The sequence below is a fragment of the Faunimonas pinastri genome, from assembly GCF_900110915.1.
GTDB lineage: Bacteria > Pseudomonadota > Alphaproteobacteria > Rhizobiales > Afifellaceae > Faunimonas > Faunimonas pinastri.
The window spans coordinates 278,597-294,871 of the sequence record NZ_FOFG01000001.1; the positions used below are offsets into that span (position 1 = coordinate 278,597).

Annotated in this window: 18 protein-coding genes; 4 read left to right on the forward strand and 14 right to left on the reverse strand. The window is 67.6% G+C overall.

The window, feature by feature from the left end:
* Nucleotides 1-20 precede the first annotated feature (20 nt).
* From BMY25_RS01305 to BMY25_RS01330, 6 genes are all read right to left on the reverse strand, one after another.
* On the reverse strand, nt 21-650 hold the full coding sequence (locus BMY25_RS01305; RefSeq protein ID WP_092494778.1) for an SCO family protein: 630 nt from the start codon (nt 648-650) through the stop codon (nt 21-23).
* Nucleotides 647-880 (reverse strand): hypothetical protein, encoded by a 234-nt coding sequence (locus BMY25_RS01310; protein WP_092494779.1) that lies wholly within the window; start codon nt 878-880, stop codon nt 647-649. The genes BMY25_RS01305 and BMY25_RS01310 overlap by 4 nt, the downstream gene beginning before the upstream one ends.
* Nucleotides 881-990: 110 nt before the next feature.
* Nucleotides 991-1,950, reverse strand: coding sequence for a pirin family protein (locus tag BMY25_RS01315; protein WP_092494780.1), 960 nt, complete (start codon nt 1,948-1,950; stop codon nt 991-993).
* 20 nt (nt 1,951-1,970) lie between these two features.
* On the reverse strand, nt 1,971-2,222 hold the full coding sequence (locus BMY25_RS01320) for an exodeoxyribonuclease VII small subunit (RefSeq protein WP_092494781.1): 252 nt from the start codon (nt 2,220-2,222) through the stop codon (nt 1,971-1,973).
* A 9-nt stretch (nt 2,223-2,231) separates the two neighbouring features.
* Nucleotides 2,232-3,155: a histone deacetylase family protein gene (locus tag BMY25_RS01325; protein WP_238858080.1), complete on the reverse strand. Its 924-nt coding sequence runs from the start codon at nt 3,153-3,155 to the stop codon at nt 2,232-2,234.
* 40 nt (nt 3,156-3,195) lie between these two features.
* Nucleotides 3,196-4,191 (reverse strand): L-threonylcarbamoyladenylate synthase, encoded by a 996-nt coding sequence (locus BMY25_RS01330; protein WP_092494782.1) that lies wholly within the window; start codon nt 4,189-4,191, stop codon nt 3,196-3,198.
* A gap of 156 nt (nt 4,192-4,347) precedes the next feature.
* On the opposite strand from BMY25_RS01330, the gene BMY25_RS01335 reads away from it, so the two are divergent.
* Nucleotides 4,348-5,574 (forward strand): benzoate/H(+) symporter BenE family transporter, encoded by a 1,227-nt coding sequence (locus BMY25_RS01335; protein ID WP_092494783.1) that lies wholly within the window; start codon nt 4,348-4,350, stop codon nt 5,572-5,574.
* Nucleotides 5,575-5,588: 14 nt separating this feature from the next.
* Here the strand turns inward: BMY25_RS01335 and BMY25_RS01340 are convergent, their stop codons facing one another.
* Complete coding sequence (locus BMY25_RS01340; RefSeq protein ID WP_092494784.1) at nt 5,589-6,626, reverse strand: DnaJ C-terminal domain-containing protein; 1,038 nt, start codon at nt 6,624-6,626, stop codon at nt 5,589-5,591.
* A 149-nt stretch (nt 6,627-6,775) separates the two neighbouring features.
* Entirely contained in the window at nt 6,776-7,150 is a 375-nt protein-coding gene (locus tag BMY25_RS01345; RefSeq protein WP_177176648.1) for an RT0821/Lpp0805 family surface protein, read from the reverse strand.
* A gap of 167 nt (nt 7,151-7,317) precedes the next feature.
* Between BMY25_RS01345 and pdxH the strand changes: the two genes are divergently transcribed.
* Nucleotides 7,318-7,923: a pyridoxamine 5'-phosphate oxidase gene (pdxH, locus tag BMY25_RS01350; RefSeq protein ID WP_092494786.1), complete on the forward strand. Its 606-nt coding sequence runs from the start codon at nt 7,318-7,320 to the stop codon at nt 7,921-7,923.
* Nucleotides 7,924-7,970: 47 nt separating this feature from the next.
* Here the strand turns inward: pdxH and BMY25_RS01355 are convergent, their stop codons facing one another.
* The 3 genes from BMY25_RS01355 to BMY25_RS01365 all read right to left on the reverse strand — a co-directional run bounded on the left by BMY25_RS01355 (nt 7,971) and on the right by BMY25_RS01365 (nt 10,307).
* Entirely contained in the window at nt 7,971-8,690 is a 720-nt protein-coding gene (locus BMY25_RS01355) for an LrgB family protein (RefSeq protein ID WP_092494787.1), read from the reverse strand.
* Entirely contained in the window at nt 8,687-9,115 is a 429-nt protein-coding gene (locus BMY25_RS01360; protein ID WP_092494788.1) for a CidA/LrgA family protein, read from the reverse strand. Before BMY25_RS01360 ends, BMY25_RS01355 begins: the two co-directional genes overlap by 4 nt.
* Nucleotides 9,116-9,236: 121 nt before the next feature.
* Complete coding sequence (locus BMY25_RS01365) at nt 9,237-10,307, reverse strand: SDR family oxidoreductase (RefSeq protein ID WP_092494789.1); 1,071 nt, start codon at nt 10,305-10,307, stop codon at nt 9,237-9,239.
* Between the two features lie 102 nt (nt 10,308-10,409).
* Here BMY25_RS01365 and BMY25_RS01370 point away from each other — a divergent pair, with 102 nt between their 5' ends.
* Nucleotides 10,410-10,841 carry a PPC domain-containing DNA-binding protein gene (locus BMY25_RS01370; protein ID WP_092494790.1) on the forward strand — a complete coding sequence of 144 codons (432 nt, stop codon included), beginning with the start codon at nt 10,410-10,412 and terminating at the stop codon, nt 10,839-10,841.
* 17 nt (nt 10,842-10,858) lie between these two features.
* Here BMY25_RS01370 and BMY25_RS01375 read toward each other — a convergent pair whose 3' ends face one another.
* Complete coding sequence (locus tag BMY25_RS01375) at nt 10,859-11,623, reverse strand: lytic transglycosylase domain-containing protein (protein ID WP_238858081.1); 765 nt, start codon at nt 11,621-11,623, stop codon at nt 10,859-10,861.
* Between the two features lie 334 nt (nt 11,624-11,957).
* On the opposite strand from BMY25_RS01375, the gene BMY25_RS01380 reads away from it, so the two are divergent.
* Nucleotides 11,958-12,539 (forward strand): NADPH-dependent FMN reductase, encoded by a 582-nt coding sequence (locus tag BMY25_RS01380; RefSeq protein WP_092494792.1) that lies wholly within the window; start codon nt 11,958-11,960, stop codon nt 12,537-12,539.
* Nucleotides 12,540-12,598: 59 nt separating this feature from the next.
* Here BMY25_RS01380 and BMY25_RS01385 read toward each other — a convergent pair whose 3' ends face one another.
* Together BMY25_RS01385 and mprF are read right to left on the reverse strand one after the other, a co-directional pair.
* The gene (locus tag BMY25_RS01385) at nt 12,599-13,468 is read right to left on the reverse strand and encodes an AcvB/VirJ family lysyl-phosphatidylglycerol hydrolase (RefSeq protein ID WP_092494793.1); all 870 of its coding nucleotides are present in this window, start codon (nt 13,466-13,468) and stop codon (nt 12,599-12,601) included.
* Nucleotides 13,465-16,152, reverse strand: a complete 2,688-nt coding sequence (gene mprF, locus BMY25_RS01390) for a bifunctional lysylphosphatidylglycerol flippase/synthetase MprF (protein WP_238858082.1) — start codon at nt 16,150-16,152, stop codon at nt 13,465-13,467. The genes BMY25_RS01385 and mprF overlap by 4 nt, the downstream gene beginning before the upstream one ends.
* Nucleotides 16,153-16,275 lie beyond the last annotated feature (123 nt).

Here is a 16,275-nt window from a genome sequence, read left to right on the forward strand (position 1 = left end):
GAGCAGCGCGGCAGGGAGGTCTATGCCACGAGCCGCTTCAGCTTGGCGACCGCCGTGTCATCTTTCTCGTCATGCACGATCGTGCCGACGAGGCTGCCCTCGGCATCGAGCAGGAACACGGAGGCGGTGTGGTCCATGCTGTAGCCGCCGCTCTGGTCCGGCACTTTCTTGTAATAAACGCGGGACTGGTCGAGCATGGCTCGCACCTTGTCGGGCTCGCCGGAAAGCGCGGTGACCTTGCCGCCGAACGCCGTCAGGTACTCCTTCAGCACGGCGGGCGTGTCGCGCTCTGGATCGACGGTGACGAAGACGAATTGCAGCTTGTCGGCGTCGGTGCCGAGCTTGTCGGCCCAGATCGTCATCTCCGACAGCGTGGCGGGACAGACGTCGGGGCAGTGGGTGTAGCCGAAGAAGAGGGCGGTCGGCTTGCCCTGCAGGATCGACTGGTCGACCGGCTTGCCATCCTGGTCGACGAGTTGGAACGGCTTGGAAAACGGCTGGATCTTCGTTGCCTGCGCGTCCTGGTCGTTCTGGGGCGGCCCCTGCCGGGTCATGCCCATATAGCCGCCGATGAACATGCCGGCGGAAGCGATCACGGTCAGGACGATCAGCACCCACAGGCCGACGCGAACGGCTCGGTAGCTGTTCATATCTTCAGCATTCCCCCACGGATCTGCAGCATGCCATTGTCATCCATCCGCACGCGCTCCAGCCGGCAGACGCTTTCCGGGAGCGCGGGCCGCATCACGGCCATGTTGAACGAAATGTCTTCCTCGCCGCGCGGAAGCGGATCGGCTGAGGTGACGGCCCCGCGGACGAGCGACACCGCGGCCGTGATCGTCAAGGCGACGGCGAGGGTGACGGGCAGTAGCAGGCGCATGTCAGGTTCTCCAGGCGACATCCTTCTCCTGCCTAAAGGTTGCGGCGGCTTATGGGCAGATCCCCCGTCGCCGCGTGCTTTTTGGTCACGCCCCTCATGGCTTGCGTCCCTCAAGGATAGTTCACGCGGGCCGGGATGCGAAAGGCAGGACCTTCGGGAGCGGGCACGAAATCGTCCGGCGCCTCGCCCTGCACGAGATCGAAGCGGCCGGCCTTCCAGGCTTCGCGCGCGTCCTCGATCCGTTCGCGGCGGGAAGAAACGAAGTTCCACCAGATGTAGCGGCGGCTTTCCAGGGGGGCGCCGCCGAGGATCAGCAGGCGCGAATCCGTGACGGCCCGGATCGTGATCCGGTCGCCCGGCCGGAACACGAGCAGGCGGGGCGCCTCGAACCGGTCGCCGGCGATCTCTATCTCGCCGGACAGCACATAGATCGCGCGTTCCTCGAAGGACGGATCGAGCGGCAGGCTGTGCCCGGCCCGAAGCGCGGCGTCGGCATAGATCGTTTCGGAATAGGTGCGGACCGGCGAGGTCGCGCCATACAGGGATCCCGTGATCAGCCGAACCTCGGTCCCCCGGTCGCTGATGACCGGCAGCTCGCCGGCGCCGTGATGGCTGAAGGCCGGGGCGTTTTCCTCCGCGCCTTCCGGCAGGGCGACCCAGGTCTGGATGCCGAAGACGGAGCCCGGCGCGGCGCGAAGGCCCTCCGGCGTGCGTTCCGAATGCGCGACGCCGCGCCCGGCCGTCATCCAGTTCACGTCGCCCGGCCGGATCACCTGCTCCGTGCCGATGGAATCTCGGTGCAGGATCTCGCCGTCGAAGAGATAGGTGACGGTGGCAAGTCCGATATGGGGATGCGGGCTGACATCGAGGCCCGCGCCCAGCAGGAACTCGCAAGGCCCCATCTGGTCGAAGAACACGAACGGGCCGACCATGCGCTTGCCGACGGAGGGCAAAGCGCGTCGGACCTCGAAGCCGCCGATCTCGCTGGTGCGGGGCACGATCACGGTTTCCACCGCCTCGCAGGAGGCGGCGTTGCCGGCGATCGGGTCGTCTGTGGCTTCCCCGCTCATTCGCTTGCCCCCGTCGGTGTCTACTCCGCGTCGAACGGCTCTGCGCCTACCGCGCGGCCGTTCGGACCGGTGCGGATCTTTTCCACGCGCTCTTCCGCCTGCTTCAGCAGCGAATCGCAGCGCTGTTTCAGCGCTTCGCCGCGTTCGTAGATCGCGATGGATTCTTCCAGCGGAACGTCGCCGCGCTCCAGCCGCGTCACGATGGATTCCAGCTCCTTGAGAGCGTTCTCGAATGACAGGGTCGCCACTTCGGCGGTCGCGTTTTCGGACAAAACTCTCTCCTATGCCGCCATGAGCTGGCGGATATGGGCCGCCGCGGACGAGGCGAGACCCTGCAGATCATAGCCTCCCTCCAGCAACGAGACGAGGCGGCCATCGGCCGAGCGGTCGGCCTCATCCATGAGCTTGCCGGTCGCCCAGGCGAAATCGTCCTCGACCAGTTCGAGATTGGCGAGTGGATCGCGATGGTGCGCATCGAAACCGGCAGAAATCAGGACGAGATCGGGGCCGAAATTGCGCACGGCCGGCAGGATGCGCTCGCGAAAGGCCTCGCGGAAGCGGCTGCCGTCGTCGCCGGCAACCAGCGGCGCATTGAAGATGTTGCCGATGCCCGTCTCGCCCAGCGCCCCCGTGCCGGGGAAAAGCGGCATTTCGTGCGTGGAGGCATAAAGCACGGACGCGTCGGACCAGAAGATGTCCTGCGTGCCGTTGCCGTGATGCACGTCCCAGTCGACGATGGCCACGCGCTCGATGCCGTAGGTTTTCTGCGCATATCGGGCGGCGATGGCGGCATTGTTGAAGAGGCAGAAGCCCATAGCTTCCGAGACCTCGGCATGGTGACCCGGCGGCCGGCTCGCGACGAAGGCATTCGCCACCTCCCGCTTCGCGACGGCGTCCACCGCGCGAAGCGCCGCGCCCATGCCGCGCAGCAGCGCTTCCAGCGTTCCCGGCGAAAGGTTCGTGTCGGCTGAGAGCGCCACCAGCCCGCTGTCGGGGATGCGGTCGCGAATGCGGGCGACGTAATCTGCTGCGTGGACGAATTCGGCGACCGCAAGGTCGGCTTCCGGCGCTTCCTCCCGCAGGAGGCCGGAGAAATCCTCGTGGTCGAGCGCATCGTGCAGCGCGCGCATGCGATCCGGCCGCTCGGGATGACCGGCCGGGGTCAGGTGCTCCAGAAAGGCGGCATGATGCAGAAGCAGGGTCACGGCTGAACTCCGGGCCGGTTCGTGCGAAGCGCGTCTGCCATCAAATTTCCCTTTCCGGGCGCGGTGCGGCGGCCCGCATCAGCCTGTCATTGATGGCTTCGCCCAGCCCGTGCTGCGGGATCGGCATGACCGCGATAGCAACCGGATCGACGGAATCGAGTTCCGCCAGCCCGTCGAAGAGCCGGGCCGCCGCTTCCACGAGGTCGCCGCTCGCGCTGAGGTTCAGCGTCGCCGAGGCTTTCTCCTGACCGGGGAGGGGAGCCGGGCCGAACGCGAGCAGGGCCTCGCCGGGCTCCACGTTCCGCGCCTCCAGCCGGACGGGAACGCGCGGGGCATAATGGCTGGCCAGCATGCCCGGCGCCTGGATCGTCGCGCCCGGCGCCTTGCGCAGGAGCGGCCGGCCGAGATGCGCCTCGATGTCTTCCGCCGCGACGCCGCCCGGCCGCAGCAGGCGCGGCGCGTCCTCAAGCAGCGAGACGATGGTGGATTCCACGCCGACCGGGCAGGGGCCTGCATCGATCACCAGCGAGACGCGGTCGCCGAGCTGGTCAACCACATGTCCGGCGCGCGTCGCGCTGATGCGGCCGGAGCGGTTGGCGCTGGGCGCGGCCAGCGGACGGCCGAGTGCGGTGACGATCTCCCCCGCAATGCCGCGCGGCCAGCGGATCGCGATGCTGTCGAGCCCGGCGGTGACCAGCGGATGCGCGGCGGCGCCGGGGCGGAGCGGCACGACGAGGGTCAGCGGCCCCGGCCAGAAAGCGTCGATCAGCCGTTCGGCACGGGCGTCGAAGACGCCATAATCGGCGGCCATTTCGGGGCCGTCGACATGGCAGATCAGCGGATTGAAACGGGGGCGTCCTTTCGCGTCGAAGATGCGCGCGACCGCCTCGCCGTCGGTCGCGTCGGCCGCCAGCCCGTACACCGTCTCGGTTGGAATTCCGACCAGCTCTCCCGCGCGCAGACGCCCGGCCGCGAGCGCCACGATCTCGGCGGTCCGTTCCGCTTCCAGACGGATCACTTGAGGGCTAGGGGACACGGCGCTCCAGCAACTGGCGGGTTTCAAGGCATCGGAAGGCTTGCCATTCCGATTAAGCGGGTTGCGGCGCTCTCGCAAGGGCGGCGGGGCAGGTGGCGGAGAATGACCGCCCCGCCCGAAAGCGGCTAAGCAGGAAGCGGAGAGGAAACTGATTCGATGCGATTTTCCGTCGTGCTTGCCGGACTGCTCGGAGCCCTCATCGGGTTCGGGGGAACCATCGCGCTAGCGATCTCCGCGCTGCAGGCCATGGGGGCGGACCAGGCGCAGGTTTCCTCCGGCGTTACCGCGATCTGCCTGTCGCTGGCCGCGACGACCGCGTTCCTCAGCATCCGCTACCGTCAGCCGATCGTGACTGCGTGGTCGAGTGCGGGCTGCGCCCTCCTCGCCGCGACGCACGGCGTCGATATCCATCAGGCGGTCGGCATGTTCCTGGTAACGGGCCTGCTGGTGCTGATCACCGGTGCGATCCGGCCGGTCGCGAACCTCGTCCTCAAGATCCCGCCGACGCTGGCCGCCGCCATGCTGGCGGGCGTGCTGCTGCACTTCAACATCCAGATCTTCCAGAGCGCCGTGGGCGCGCCGGCGCTGGTCTATCCGCTGGTCGCCGCCTTTTTCGTCTTTCGCCTGTTCAATCCGGCTCTGGCCGTGGTGCTGGTGCTGGCGCTGGGCGTGGTGCTGAGCTGGGCGCTCGGCTTGATCGCCCCGATCGAGACGACCGCGCAGCTTTCCACCGTCGGATGGATCAGCCCGTCCTTGGACCTGCCGATGCTGATCGGCATCGGCCTGCCGTTCTATCTGGTCAGCATGGCTTCCCAGAACCTCGCGGGGTTCGCGGTGCTGAGGACCTACGGCTACGTGCCGCCGTCGCGGCCGATCCTCGGCATTCTCGGCGTGGCGTCGCTGCTTTCCGCCCCGTTCGCGGCCTCCACCACCAACCTCGCCGCGATCACCGCCTCCATCTGCGCCGGGCACGAGTCGCATCCGGACCCGCAAAAGCGGTGGCTCAGCGGCCCCTTCTATGCGCTGGGCTATGTGGTCTTCGGCGCATTCGGGGCGTCGCTGGTGTCGCTCTTCGGCGCGATGCCGCCGGCGCTGGTGGCCGCGGTCGCGGGCCTCGCTTTATTCGGGCCGCTGACCAATGCGTTTTCCACCGCGCTGAGCCGCGAGAACGAGCGGCTGCCGGCCATCCTGACCTTTGTGATCACGGCGTCCGGCATCACGATCTTCACCGTGAGTTCCGCCTTCTGGGGGCTGCTCGCCGGCATCGTCGTGATTGGCCTGCAGCATGTGGAGCAGCGGGTTCGCCGCCGCTCCCCGATCCCTCAGCCGGAAATCCCTCAGCCGGGATCCACTCGGCCGGACGCCGACCGGCCCGCCCGCTGAGGCTCAGGCGGCCTTCAGGAGAAGGCTGCCCCGCGCGGGCTCGGGCGGCCCGCTTCGCGCCACTTGCGCATCAGCGCGTCGAGCTCGGGTTCCGCGGCTTCCGGCAAGGCGACCTTCAGCGCGACGAGGAGGTCGCCCTGGCCGCTCGTGGTCGGCAGACCCTTGCCCTTCAGCCGCAGCACCTTGCCGTTGCCCGAACGGGCAGGGACCGTGATCTGCACCTTGCCCGAAAGGGTGGGCACGGGGATCTTGGCGCCGAGCACCGCTTCGTCCAGGCTGAGCGGCAGGTCGAGATGAAGATCCGCGCCTTCCACCCTGAAAAGCGGATGCGGCACGAACTTCACCGTCACCAGCGCATCGCCTCCGCGACCGGTCGCGGAGGGATAGCCCTGGCCCTGCAGACGGATCGTCTGCCCGTCGACGACGCCCTTGGGCAGCGTCAGCGCGACGGACTTGCCGGTCGGCAGGTCGACGCGTGATTTGCGCCCCTCGGCGACCTCTTCCAGCGTGACGGCGACTTCGGCCTTGGCATCGACGCCGCGGCCGGCGCTCGCACCCGCCGATTGCTGGCCCGCGCCACCGCTGAAGCCGGAGGAGGAGCGCGCCCGGCCGCCGCCGAAGCCGCCGAACAGGGAGGACAGGATGTCGTCGTCGGCTTCCTGGCCCTGCTGGTTGCGTCCGCCGCCGGAGGAGAACCGGAAGCCGCTCGCGCCGGAGCGCCCGCCTCCCATGCCTGCGAAGATGTCGGCGAAGTCCTCGGGGGCAAAGCCGGACTGGCCGTAGCCGGACTGGTTGTAGCCCTGGCCACCGGCGAAGCCCTGAAAGCGCGGCTTGCCTTCCGCATCGATCTCGCCACGGTCGAACTGGCCGCGCTTGTCCTTGTCGCCAAGGATTTCATAGGCGTTGTTGATCTCGGAAAAACGCGCCTGGGCGCCGCTGTCGCCGGGATTCTGGTCGGGATGGTTGGCCTTCGCGAGCTTGCGATAGGCTTTCTTGATATCGGAGTCGGCGGCCGACCGGCCGACGCCGAGCACGTCATAGGGATCGCGCATGTCACCTCTTCCAAGGGATTGCAGGAGTTGATGTCAATATGGTGAGTGCGAGGTCCTGCGTCCAGCGTTTCCGCGCGCCGGCGGCTTCGTGCGGCAGGCCCGGTCGGGCCCGGCGTCTGCCGGGAAAGATCAGGCCCCCGAAGGACCGATCAGGCCGGGTCGATCCGTACCACGGCGCCGGTGCCCATGGCGCTCTTGCAGATCGTGCCGGAATAATGATGGACGCCGCCGAAGCTGGTGACGGTGGTCTCGAAGGGCTTGCAGCCGGGCTCCGTCGCGGCGGTCTTATGGGCCTCCGGGGCCATGGTGCCGGACGAACCGGTTTCCGCGTTGATCCAGTCCTTCTTGGCGGTCACGTCGGCAGCGGCCCCGCTTTCGAACAGGATGGCGCTTCCCGCGGTGCCGATCTTCTTGGCGTCGGAGTAAGCGAGGGTCTGCGGCAGCGGCGAGCCGACTTCGACGGGGGTGGCGATCGAGCCGGTGACGATCGGATCGGGCTTGGTATCGTCGCTGGAGAGCTTCATCGAAATCGATGCGCAGCCCCCGAGCGAGACGCTTGCCCCCATCAGTGCCGCAAAAGTGGCGTTACGCCACTGGAGAGCTCTGGAATGTTCTTTATACTGATCAGCCACGATCTGCACACGCAACACTCACGATCGACACCGAGTAAGGTGCCGTAGGAGAGTTAAGAATGTATGAGTCGCTGAACGCGACCAATCCGTTTCTGCTTTTTGCCGACTGGTTGAAGGAGGCGGAGGGGAGCGAACCGAACGATCCGAACGCGATGGCGCTGGCGACGGTCGACGAGAGCGGCATGCCTGACGTCCGCATGGTGCTGCTGAAGGGGTTCGACGACGGCGGGTTCGTCTTCTACACCAATCTCGGCAGCGCCAAGGCGCGCGAGCTGGCGACGACGCCCAAGGCCAGCCTCTGCTTCCACTGGAAGTCGCTGCGCCGGCAGGTGCGCGTGCGCGGCATGGTGGAGCGTGTGCCCGACGGGGAAGCCGATAGCTATTTCGCCAGCCGACCGCGCCAGAGCCGTCTCGGCGCATGGGCGAGCCGCCAGTCCGAGCCTCTCGGCGCGCGCGGCGAGCTGGTGGAGGCTGTCGAAAGTTTTGCCGAGAGGTTCCCCGGCGAGGACATTCCCCGCCCGGCGCACTGGTCCGGCTACCGGCTGAAGCCCGAAGTGCTGGAATTCTGGCGGGACGGCGAGTTCCGTCTGCACGACCGGCTTGTCTTCCGTCGCAGCTGGACCAGCGAGGCGAGCCGCTGGGAGACGCTCTGGCTCTATCCCTGAGGGGGCAGCCCGGCCTCTCGGCCTGAGCTTCGTCCGGTCGCCTCGCTTCAACCGAAGAAGGCGCTCAGCAGCGACAAGACGATCGCGGTGAAGGCCCCGTTCAGGCCCATGCCGATGCCGGCGAACGTGCCGGCGATCTCGTTCACCTGGAAAGCGCGCGCGGTGCCGAAGCCGTGCGCCGCCAGCCCCGCCGCGAACCCCCGGGCCGCCGGATCGCTCACGCGCAGCAGGTTCATCAGCGGCGTCACGATGATGCTGCCGAAGATGCCGGTTACCAGCACCAGGATAGCGGCAAGACTGGGTATGCCGCCCAGCGTCTCGGCGATCGCCATGGCGATCGGCGTGGTCACGGATTTCGGCGCCACGGTTGCGAGGATTTCCGGCGGCGAGCCGAAGAGCCAGGCAATGCCGACCGCGCTGACCATGGCGGTGATGCCGCCGGCCACGAGGGCGCAGCCGAGCGGCACGAGCACGGAGCGCACGGTGCGGAGATTGCGCCAGAGCGGCACGCCGAGCGCGACCGTCGCCGGACCCAGCAGGAAGTTCACGAACTGCGCGCCCTTGAAATAGGTCTCGTAGTCCGTCCCGGTCGCCTCCAGCAGCAGGATCACCAGCGCCACGGCGATGACGACCGGGCTGGCCAGCGGATTGCGGTGCGCCTTGATCGAGATCCAGTCCGCGGCCGCATAGGCGAGCAGGGTCACGGTCAGCCACAGCAGCGGTGACGTGGAAAGGTAAACCCAGGTGCTGCTCAGCCCGGCGCTCATGGCGTCGCCTCCCGGTTCGGGCCCCGGCTTCGCGCCGCGCCCCGGTCGGAGATTTGCGGGTCGGAGATTTGCGGGTCGGGAATCGGATTGCGGCGGCGGGCGACGAACTGGAACACGAGCGCGGTCACCGCCAGCGTCAGTACGGTGGAAACCAGGATGGCCGTGCCCAGCGCCAGCCCGTAGCGGCTGAGATTGGCGCCCTGCCGGATGATGCCGACGGAAACCGGAATGTAGAGCAGGACCAGGTTGCGCAGGATGACGCTTGTCGTCGTCTCAAGCTCCGGCCCCGCCCGGCCGCGTACCGTCAGGATCGCCGCCAGCAGCAGCATGCCCAGCACCGGGCCGGGGAAGGGCAGGCGGAGGAAGCGGACCAGCGCTTCGCCCGCCAGCTGGCAAAGAAACAGAACGGTGATGGCCTGGAGCATGGTGCGGTCCCGCGTCGCGTCGCGCGAACATACGGGATGCCCACGGTTGCCCGAAAGGCACCTTACCGCATGGCCCGGTCGCGCCCGGCGCAGGGAAGGCGCAGAACCGCTCCGGGTCTAGCTAGAGGCGGCGGGCCCGGCGCAGCTGCTGCCGGATTTCACGCGCCGTCAGCTTCGGCGGCGGGGCGGGCTTCTTGCGCGACAGCAGCAGCCGGCCGATCAGCCAGCCCAGAAATCCCGCGCCCGCGACCGTGACGCTGCCGAGCGTGGAGCGTGGATGCTCGGACAGGAACAGAGCCGGCGAAAAAGAGCGGGCCCTGTTGCCGAACCGGCCGCGCGCACCGAAATCGCCGGGCACGGGCGCAAAGAGATTGTCGCCCCTCGGCGTTTCCGGCTCGCTGGTCATCTGGCCCGAATAGCCCTTCTTCGCCATCATGCGGTCGAGCAGGCCGGGCGCCACCTTCTGTCCAAGGATCGCCTGATAGGAGGACGAGCCGATCCAGTATTCGCGACGGCCGGGATGCAGCGCCGCGTAATGGATGCCGCTGGCCGCCACTTCCGGCTGGTAGATCGGCGGCACCGGCTGCTGGCGGAAGGGCATCTTGTTGCGCGCCCATTCGAATTGCGGCGTGTTCACCGCCGGCAGGTGCACCACCGTCAGCCGGACGCGCGAACCATCGTGGATGAGCTCGGAGCGCAGGGAATCGGTGTAGCCGACGATGGCGTGCTTGGCCCCGCAGTAGGCCGATTGCAGCGGAATGGAGCGGTAGGCCAGTGCCGAGCCGATCTGCACGATGGTGCCCCGGTCGCGCACCCGCATCCGCTTCAGCGCCGCCATGGTGCCGTGCACGTTGCCCAGGTAAGTCACCTCGGTGATGCGACGGAATTCCTCCGGCGACATCTCGTGCAGGGGGCCCAGCAGCGTCGCCATCGCGCCGTTGATCCATATGTCGATGGGGCCGAATTCCTCCTCCACCCGCGTGGCGGCGGCCTCTACCTGATCGTGGTCGGCGACGTCCAGCGGCAGCGCGAGCGCCTGCCCGCCGATGTGGCGGACCTCTTCGGCCGCCGCTTCGAGCCGCTCCGGGCCGCGCGCTATCAGCCCGATCGAGGCGCCGTCGCGGGCAAAGCGCGCCGCCACCGCCCGCCCCACGCCGGCCGAAGCTCCCGTAATCACCACAACCTTCGCCATCGACCCACCTCCTGCCCAAGACCTTGCGAGCTCTGATCGGAACCGCATGGACGCATCGCAGGTTCCCGGATCGATATGGGACCGGACACGAGGAGAGTGGCCTTGAAGTCGAAGCAGCTTGCGACAAGCGGGGACCGCGCCTTCGTGCTGGTCCTCGACAGCGGCGATGAGGTCCTGCAAAGCATCAAGGCCTTCGCCAGGGACAACAGGATCCTTGCCGGCCGCTTTACGGGGCTCGGCGCATTCTCATCCGTTGTTCTCGGCTTCTACGATTTCGAGACGAAGGACTATCACCGCATCCCGATCGACGAGCAGGTCGAGGTGGCGAGCTTCGTCGACAACATCGCGACGACCGACGAGGAGGTCTCCATCCACCCGCATATGGTCGTCGCCAAAAGGGACGGCAGCGCGTTCGGCGGGCATGTGCTGGAAGGCCGGGTCCACCCAACCCTGGAAGTGCTGATCGAGGACGCGCCCGCCCATCTCCGGCGCGTTCGCGACAAGGAGACCGGCTTGCCGATGCTCAAGGTGTGAGCGTCCGGCGCGGCGCCTCAGTTGTGGAGCACCGCACAGAAGCCGCCGACGGAATGGATGCGGTCGCAGAGCTCGTTGGCGTTCGTCCGGCTCTGCGTCGGCACGCGGATATTCCAGAAAGCGCGCCGACCCCGGTTGCGGGTGCGCACGATCATGGGATCCCGTCCTCCCAGGACGCTGGCATAACGCCCCTGCAGCCGGCGATAGAGCGAAATGGCGCGGGCCTGCGAGAAATTGCCGACGACCTGCACGCCCCAGGGACCATACGCCGTGCGGATACCCGTGGTCACGTTGCGGTCGGGCTGACGGAGAATGACGGCCAGCGCCTTGCAGTCCGACGGCCCGGCGGGATCGGCGGGCTCCGCGTCGGCCCGGCTCTTGGACCATTCCTCGACGGGATGGCCGGTGATCGCCATGACATAGTCGCGGGTTTCCCACGCAAGCTCGCCCTTGCCGGAGACCCAGTCGGCCACACGGCGCGGGCCGCCATTATAGGCGGCGGCCGCAAGGCCGAGATTGCCGAACTGGTCGGCGAGCTCGCGCAGGAAATGCGCCGAGGCGGGAATCGCCTTGACCGGATCGAAGGGATCGTCGAGGCCGCGCTCATCGGCCGTGCCGGGCATGAACTGGGCGATGCCCTGCGCGCCCGCCGGGCTGACGGCGCCGGTCTTGAAGCTGCTTTCCTTCCAGATCAGGCGCGTCAGGAAGGAAGACGGTAGCCGCTCCTGCTTCGCCGCCGCCTCGATCAGGTTGCAGATGGTGGTCGTCTCGGCATTCACCACCGGCTTGGCCTTGCCGACGGCGAGCGGGGACGCATCTGAAGCATCGGCCGACGATTGCGAGGGGGAGGGCGCGTTGGCCGGAGCTGGGGCCGAAGCTGGAGGCGTGGCCGGTCTGGCCGCTTCTACTGTCGACGGCGATGCGGCGGGTGCGGGATCCGCAAAGGCTTGTGCCGCCGGGAAACTGAAAAGAAGAAGGACGGCCAGAGCCCCAAGGGCGTTATGATCGCGCCCGGCTCCGACGGCGGCCCGCCATCGGACGGCGGCACTGGAAGGGGCATCGACAGCGCGCCGGTGCGCCCTGATCCGCGCAAGAAACTGAAGGAGAAAGAACAGCATGTCAGAAGGCAAGACGTTCCGGGTTCTGGCGATCGGCGGCAGCCTGCGCAAGGGATCCTACAATCGTTGCGTGATCAATGCCCTGCCGGAACTCGCGCCGGCCAATGTCGAGATCGTGATCGGGCCGTCCTTCGGCGACTTCCCGCTCTACGATTCCGACCTTCAGGCGGAAGGCTTCCCCGCGCCGGTGCGCGCCATGGGCGATGCGATCCGGGCCGCAGACGGCGTGGTGATCGTCACGCCGGAATATAATTATTCCGTCCCCGGCTATCTCAAGAACGGCCTCGACTGGATTTCTCGCCTGCCGGACACGCCGTTCTTCGGCAAGCCGGTCGCCCTGCAGTCGGCTGCAATGAGCATGCTCGGCGGCGCGCGGGCCCAATATCACCTGCGCCAGATCCTGGTCTTCCTCGACGTGCTGGTCTTCAATAAGCCGGAGGTCTTCATCACCTTCGCGCAGAACAAGATCGACGCGGAAGGGCGGCTGCACGACCAGCAGACGCGCGACTTCATCACCCAGCAGCTCACCGGTTTCGCCGCCTTCATGGATCGCGTCGGCGATACGAAGAAGGGCGCCTGAGCCGGCACCTGAGCCTTCAAAGGGCGCCGGGAGGCGCCCTTCATCGCGCCTCCCGGGCGTCAGGGCTTCGGAGCGGCCGACGAGCCGGCCTCTGCCTGGCTGTCGGCCGAAGTCGGGCCGGGTGCCGGCGCGGCGTTCACCGCGGGCGGGTTCTGCGCGGGCGCGGGCGTGGTCGGCGTGTTTTCCCGACGCTGGAACGCATCCAGGATGTGAGCGCCCAGAGCCTCGTAGTTCTCGTCGAAATGATGCCCGCCGGTGGTCTTGATCACCTCCATCTTGGAGGTGACGGAAGGCTCCGTGCAGATCGTGTCGTCGCTGTCTTCCTCGCCATAGACGCAGAGCACGCGGTCCAGCGGCAGCGTCTGCACGGCCGGCAGCACGTCGTGGTCGCCATCCTCGATGCCGATCCAGCCCTCGATGCTGACATGGAAGCCGACCTTGTGCTCCGGCGCCAGCAGGGCGATGAGCTTGACCCGGTCCTTGATCGCGGGATCGACGAGGTTCCAGGCGAAGGGGAAGACGTCCGCGCCATAGGAATAGCCGATGATCATGATCGGCAGCTTGCCCGTGGGATCGGCGGTGGCGACGATGCTCTTGAGGTCGTCGGCCACGGTCGGCGGCTCGCGCGACGTCCAGAAGGTCTCCATCGCGTCGACGCCGACCACATGGATGCCCTGGTGGGACATCCAGTCGCCGATGGTCTTGTCGAGGTCGGCCCAGCCGCCATCGCCGGAATAGATCACCGCCAGCGCCTTGGGATGGGCTGCATCCGGGCCGACCGCCGGCACATCGACAGTGCTGGCCGGCTCCACGTCGGACTGATCGGTTGCGGTATCGGCCGCATGCGCCGGGGCAACGGGCAGGCAGGCGCCCGCCCATCCTGCGACGGCGAAGGCGGCGGCGGCAAAAAGGGTCCCGAACTTGCTCATTTGCGCAGCATTCCAAATCGTCCCCTGGAAACCAGGGCTGTTACGTCCATCAGAACCTGGGGGATAACAAGGCCCCCCGGGCAGGCGATATATTGCGGTGTCCAGACCGGATCGAACTTCTGCTTGAAGGCTTTCAGCCCCTCGAAGCGATAGAAGTCTTCGCCGCGCCGGTAAAGCAGCGTGCCCACCCTGTTCCATGTGGAGGCGAGCGGATGATTGGAAAGGCCTGCTAGAGGTGCGGCGCCCAGATTGAACCAGCGATAGCCCTCGGCCTTCCCCCAGAGCAGGAGCTGGGCGAAGAGTGCGTCCATCAGCACCGACGAGCGCCCGGGCAGGTAGCGCATCATGTCGATGGAGAGCTCTTCCTTCTCCGCGCCGCGCCAGAGATTGGCGAAGGCGATGATTTCGCCGTTTTGCCGAAGCACCACGGCATCGGTCTCGGAAACGTAGGATTCGGAGAAGAAGCCCAGCGAGAAGCCTTTCTCGCTGCCCGATTTGCTTTCCAGCCAGGCATCGGAAACGCCGCGAAACTCTGTCATGTGAGCGGGCACGTCGGCCTTCGGCATGACCTCGAAGGTGATGCCCTCGCGCTCCGCCCGCTTGTTGGCATAGCGGAAATCCGCCCGCTTGCCGCCCGCGAGCGAGAACGTGGTGAGGTTCACCCGCGCCACTTCGCCGATCTTGAGGAGGCCGAGCCCCATGTCGAGATAGGTCGGGATATGCCCGGGGCCGACGCTGTAGAAGACGACGCGGCCCGCATTGCGGTCGGCAAGCTCGCGGAAGCGCCAGATCAGGTCCACGGCCGTGTCGTCCGGCCCGACGGGATCGCCCATGCTGACCCAGCTCTTGCCCGAGCGGCCATACATCAGGAAGGCACTCTCGTCGGCCGTCATCAGCATCTTCTTGTCGCCGAGAAGCGCGAGATAGGAATTGGTGTTGGGCGAGGCGGCGACGACGTTGCGGATGCGGTCGTCGATGGGATCGGGCTCGAACGGCAAGGCGAAGCGGCGGTTCACCAGCGTGTCGATGCCGATCCAGAGGATCAGGATGCCGACCGCCACGGTGGCGCGCAGGAAGCGGGAGGCGTTGCCGTGCTCGTGGGTGTGCCAGGCGAAGTTCCACCAGAGGTCGCTGGAATATTCCACGTGGCGGTAGGTGAAGAAGCCGAGCCAGGTCGCGGCCGCCACCGTCGCGATCACCATCACCAGCCAGGGCAGCGAGAGGTGCATGTCGGCGCTGAAACCGCGCCGGTAGAAAGCTGAACGGAAGGAGATGAGCGCCACGGCGATGGCCGCCATGATGGCGGCTTCCTCCCAGTCCAGCCCCTTGGCGAGCGACAGGAAGGCGCTCGCCGCCAGCAGCACCAGCGCCGCCACCCAGGCGAACTGCAATCGGCGCACCAGTCCGCGCCCGACGATCAGCAGGCAGACGCCGATGACGCTGGCCAGCAGATGCGACGTTTCCGCCGCTGCCAGCGGCACGAAATGGCGAAGCACACCGAGGCGGCCCTGGACGGCCGGGAGCACGCCGGAGATCAGCAGCACCACGCCGGCGAGGAACACGAGGGCCGCGGCGGCGATCGGCACGATCGGCCGCAGGATCGCCTGTGCGGTGCCGGCTGCACTCTGGATGCGCTCCTTGCGCCGCAGCCCTTCGGAGAGGACGAGGCCCACGGCCGTCACCCCCAGCGGCAGCACGTAATAGATGATGCGGTAGACGATCAGCGCGGCGATGACGTCGGCCCGGCCGCCGACGCCGAGGCCGGCCACCAGCGTCGCCTCGAAGGCGCCGACGCCGCCCGGCGCATGGCTGATCAGGCCGAGGATGACGGCGCCGACATAGACCAGCAGGAAATAGGGGACGCTGCCCACAGAGCCCGACGGCAGCAGCGCGTAAAGCACGATGGCGGAGGCGGCGAGATCGATCGAGCCCAGCAGGATCTGTGCGATCGCCATCTTGGCGTCGGGCAGGCGGAGCGACCAGCCGCCAAGGCGCACCGTGCGGGGCGTGCGGCCGAGCCAGACGACGAAGGCGACCAGCGCGGCCAGGACGACGATGCCCACGGCGCGATCCGCACCGCCGGTCATCCACTGGATGTCGGTGAGCGTGCCGGGCGCGAAGGTGAGCGTCAGGCCGAAGATGGAGACGAAGCCCAGCCAGAACGTCATCCACGAGGTCGCCATCACGCGGACGACGTCGGCGGCATCGAGACCCTCGCTGGAATAGATGCGGTAGCGCAGAGAGCCGGCGGTCAGCACGCCGAAGCCCAGGGCGTTCGACACCGCGAAGCCGGCGGAGCCAGCCGCGGCGGCGACCCACCACGAAACCCGGCCCGGCGCGGAGGTGCGCGTCGCCACGATGTCGAAGCCGGCGAGAGCGGCGAAGCTGACTGCGGTCGCGATCAGCGCGATCAGGATGCGGCCGGGCGGGGTGTCGTCGAGCGAATCGCGGATCTCGCCGACCGTGACGTCCTGCGTGAAGCGGTGCAGCACCCATATCGCCAGGCAGACGAGGGCAACGCTGACCAGCGCGCCGACATAGGGTTTCCAGCGCCCCCCGGATTTCCCGGGCGTGGGATCGAGCAGTTCCTGCGCATGCTGCGCCTGCTCCTGCGTGCCCGCCGCCATCTGTGCTCCACCCCGAACGGCCTCCCCAGCGGAAGCCGGCACGCTTGCTTTGTTCATGACCATTCTTACACAGGTCGACGACCGGACAACGAAGGGCGTGAGGGTGTGGGTTTCCGGTTGTCGGAAACTGCACAGTCCGAACACTCGAAGACGCCGGTTGACCTCAGCCGTTACACCGGC

Excerpts from the sequence above, each read along its gene's own strand:
- BMY25_RS01355 (WP_092494787.1), bottom strand. The coding sequence starts at position 8,690 with ATGAGCGCCGGGCTGAGCAGCACCTGGGTTTACCTTTCCACGTCACCG.
- BMY25_RS01380 (WP_092494792.1), top strand. The coding sequence starts at position 11,958 with ATGTCAGAAGGCAAGACGTTCCGGGTTCTGGCGATCGGCGGCAGCCTG.
- BMY25_RS01335 (WP_092494783.1), top strand. The coding sequence starts at position 4,348 with ATGCGATTTTCCGTCGTGCTTGCCGGACTGCTCGGAGCCCTCATCGGG.
- BMY25_RS01315 (WP_092494780.1), bottom strand. The coding sequence starts at position 1,950 with ATGAGCGGGGAAGCCACAGACGACCCGATCGCCGGCAACGCCGCCTCC.
- pdxH (WP_092494786.1), top strand. The coding sequence starts at position 7,318 with ATGTATGAGTCGCTGAACGCGACCAATCCGTTTCTGCTTTTTGCCGAC.
- BMY25_RS01340 (WP_092494784.1), bottom strand. The coding sequence starts at position 6,626 with ATGCGCGATCCCTATGACGTGCTCGGCGTCGGCCGGTCGGCCGCCGAC.
- BMY25_RS01345 (WP_177176648.1), bottom strand. The coding sequence starts at position 7,150 with ATGAAGCTCTCCAGCGACGATACCAAGCCCGATCCGATCGTCACCGGC.
- BMY25_RS01310 (WP_092494779.1), bottom strand. The coding sequence starts at position 880 with ATGCGCCTGCTACTGCCCGTCACCCTCGCCGTCGCCTTGACGATCACG.
- mprF (WP_238858082.1), bottom strand. The coding sequence starts at position 16,152 with ATGAACAAAGCAAGCGTGCCGGCTTCCGCTGGGGAGGCCGTTCGGGGT.
- BMY25_RS01305 (WP_092494778.1), bottom strand. The coding sequence starts at position 650 with ATGAACAGCTACCGAGCCGTTCGCGTCGGCCTGTGGGTGCTGATCGTC.
- BMY25_RS01360 (WP_092494788.1), bottom strand. The coding sequence starts at position 9,115 with ATGCTCCAGGCCATCACCGTTCTGTTTCTTTGCCAGCTGGCGGGCGAA.
- BMY25_RS01365 (WP_092494789.1), bottom strand. The coding sequence starts at position 10,307 with ATGGCGAAGGTTGTGGTGATTACGGGAGCTTCGGCCGGCGTGGGGCGG.
- BMY25_RS01385 (WP_092494793.1), bottom strand. The coding sequence starts at position 13,468 with ATGAGCAAGTTCGGGACCCTTTTTGCCGCCGCCGCCTTCGCCGTCGCA.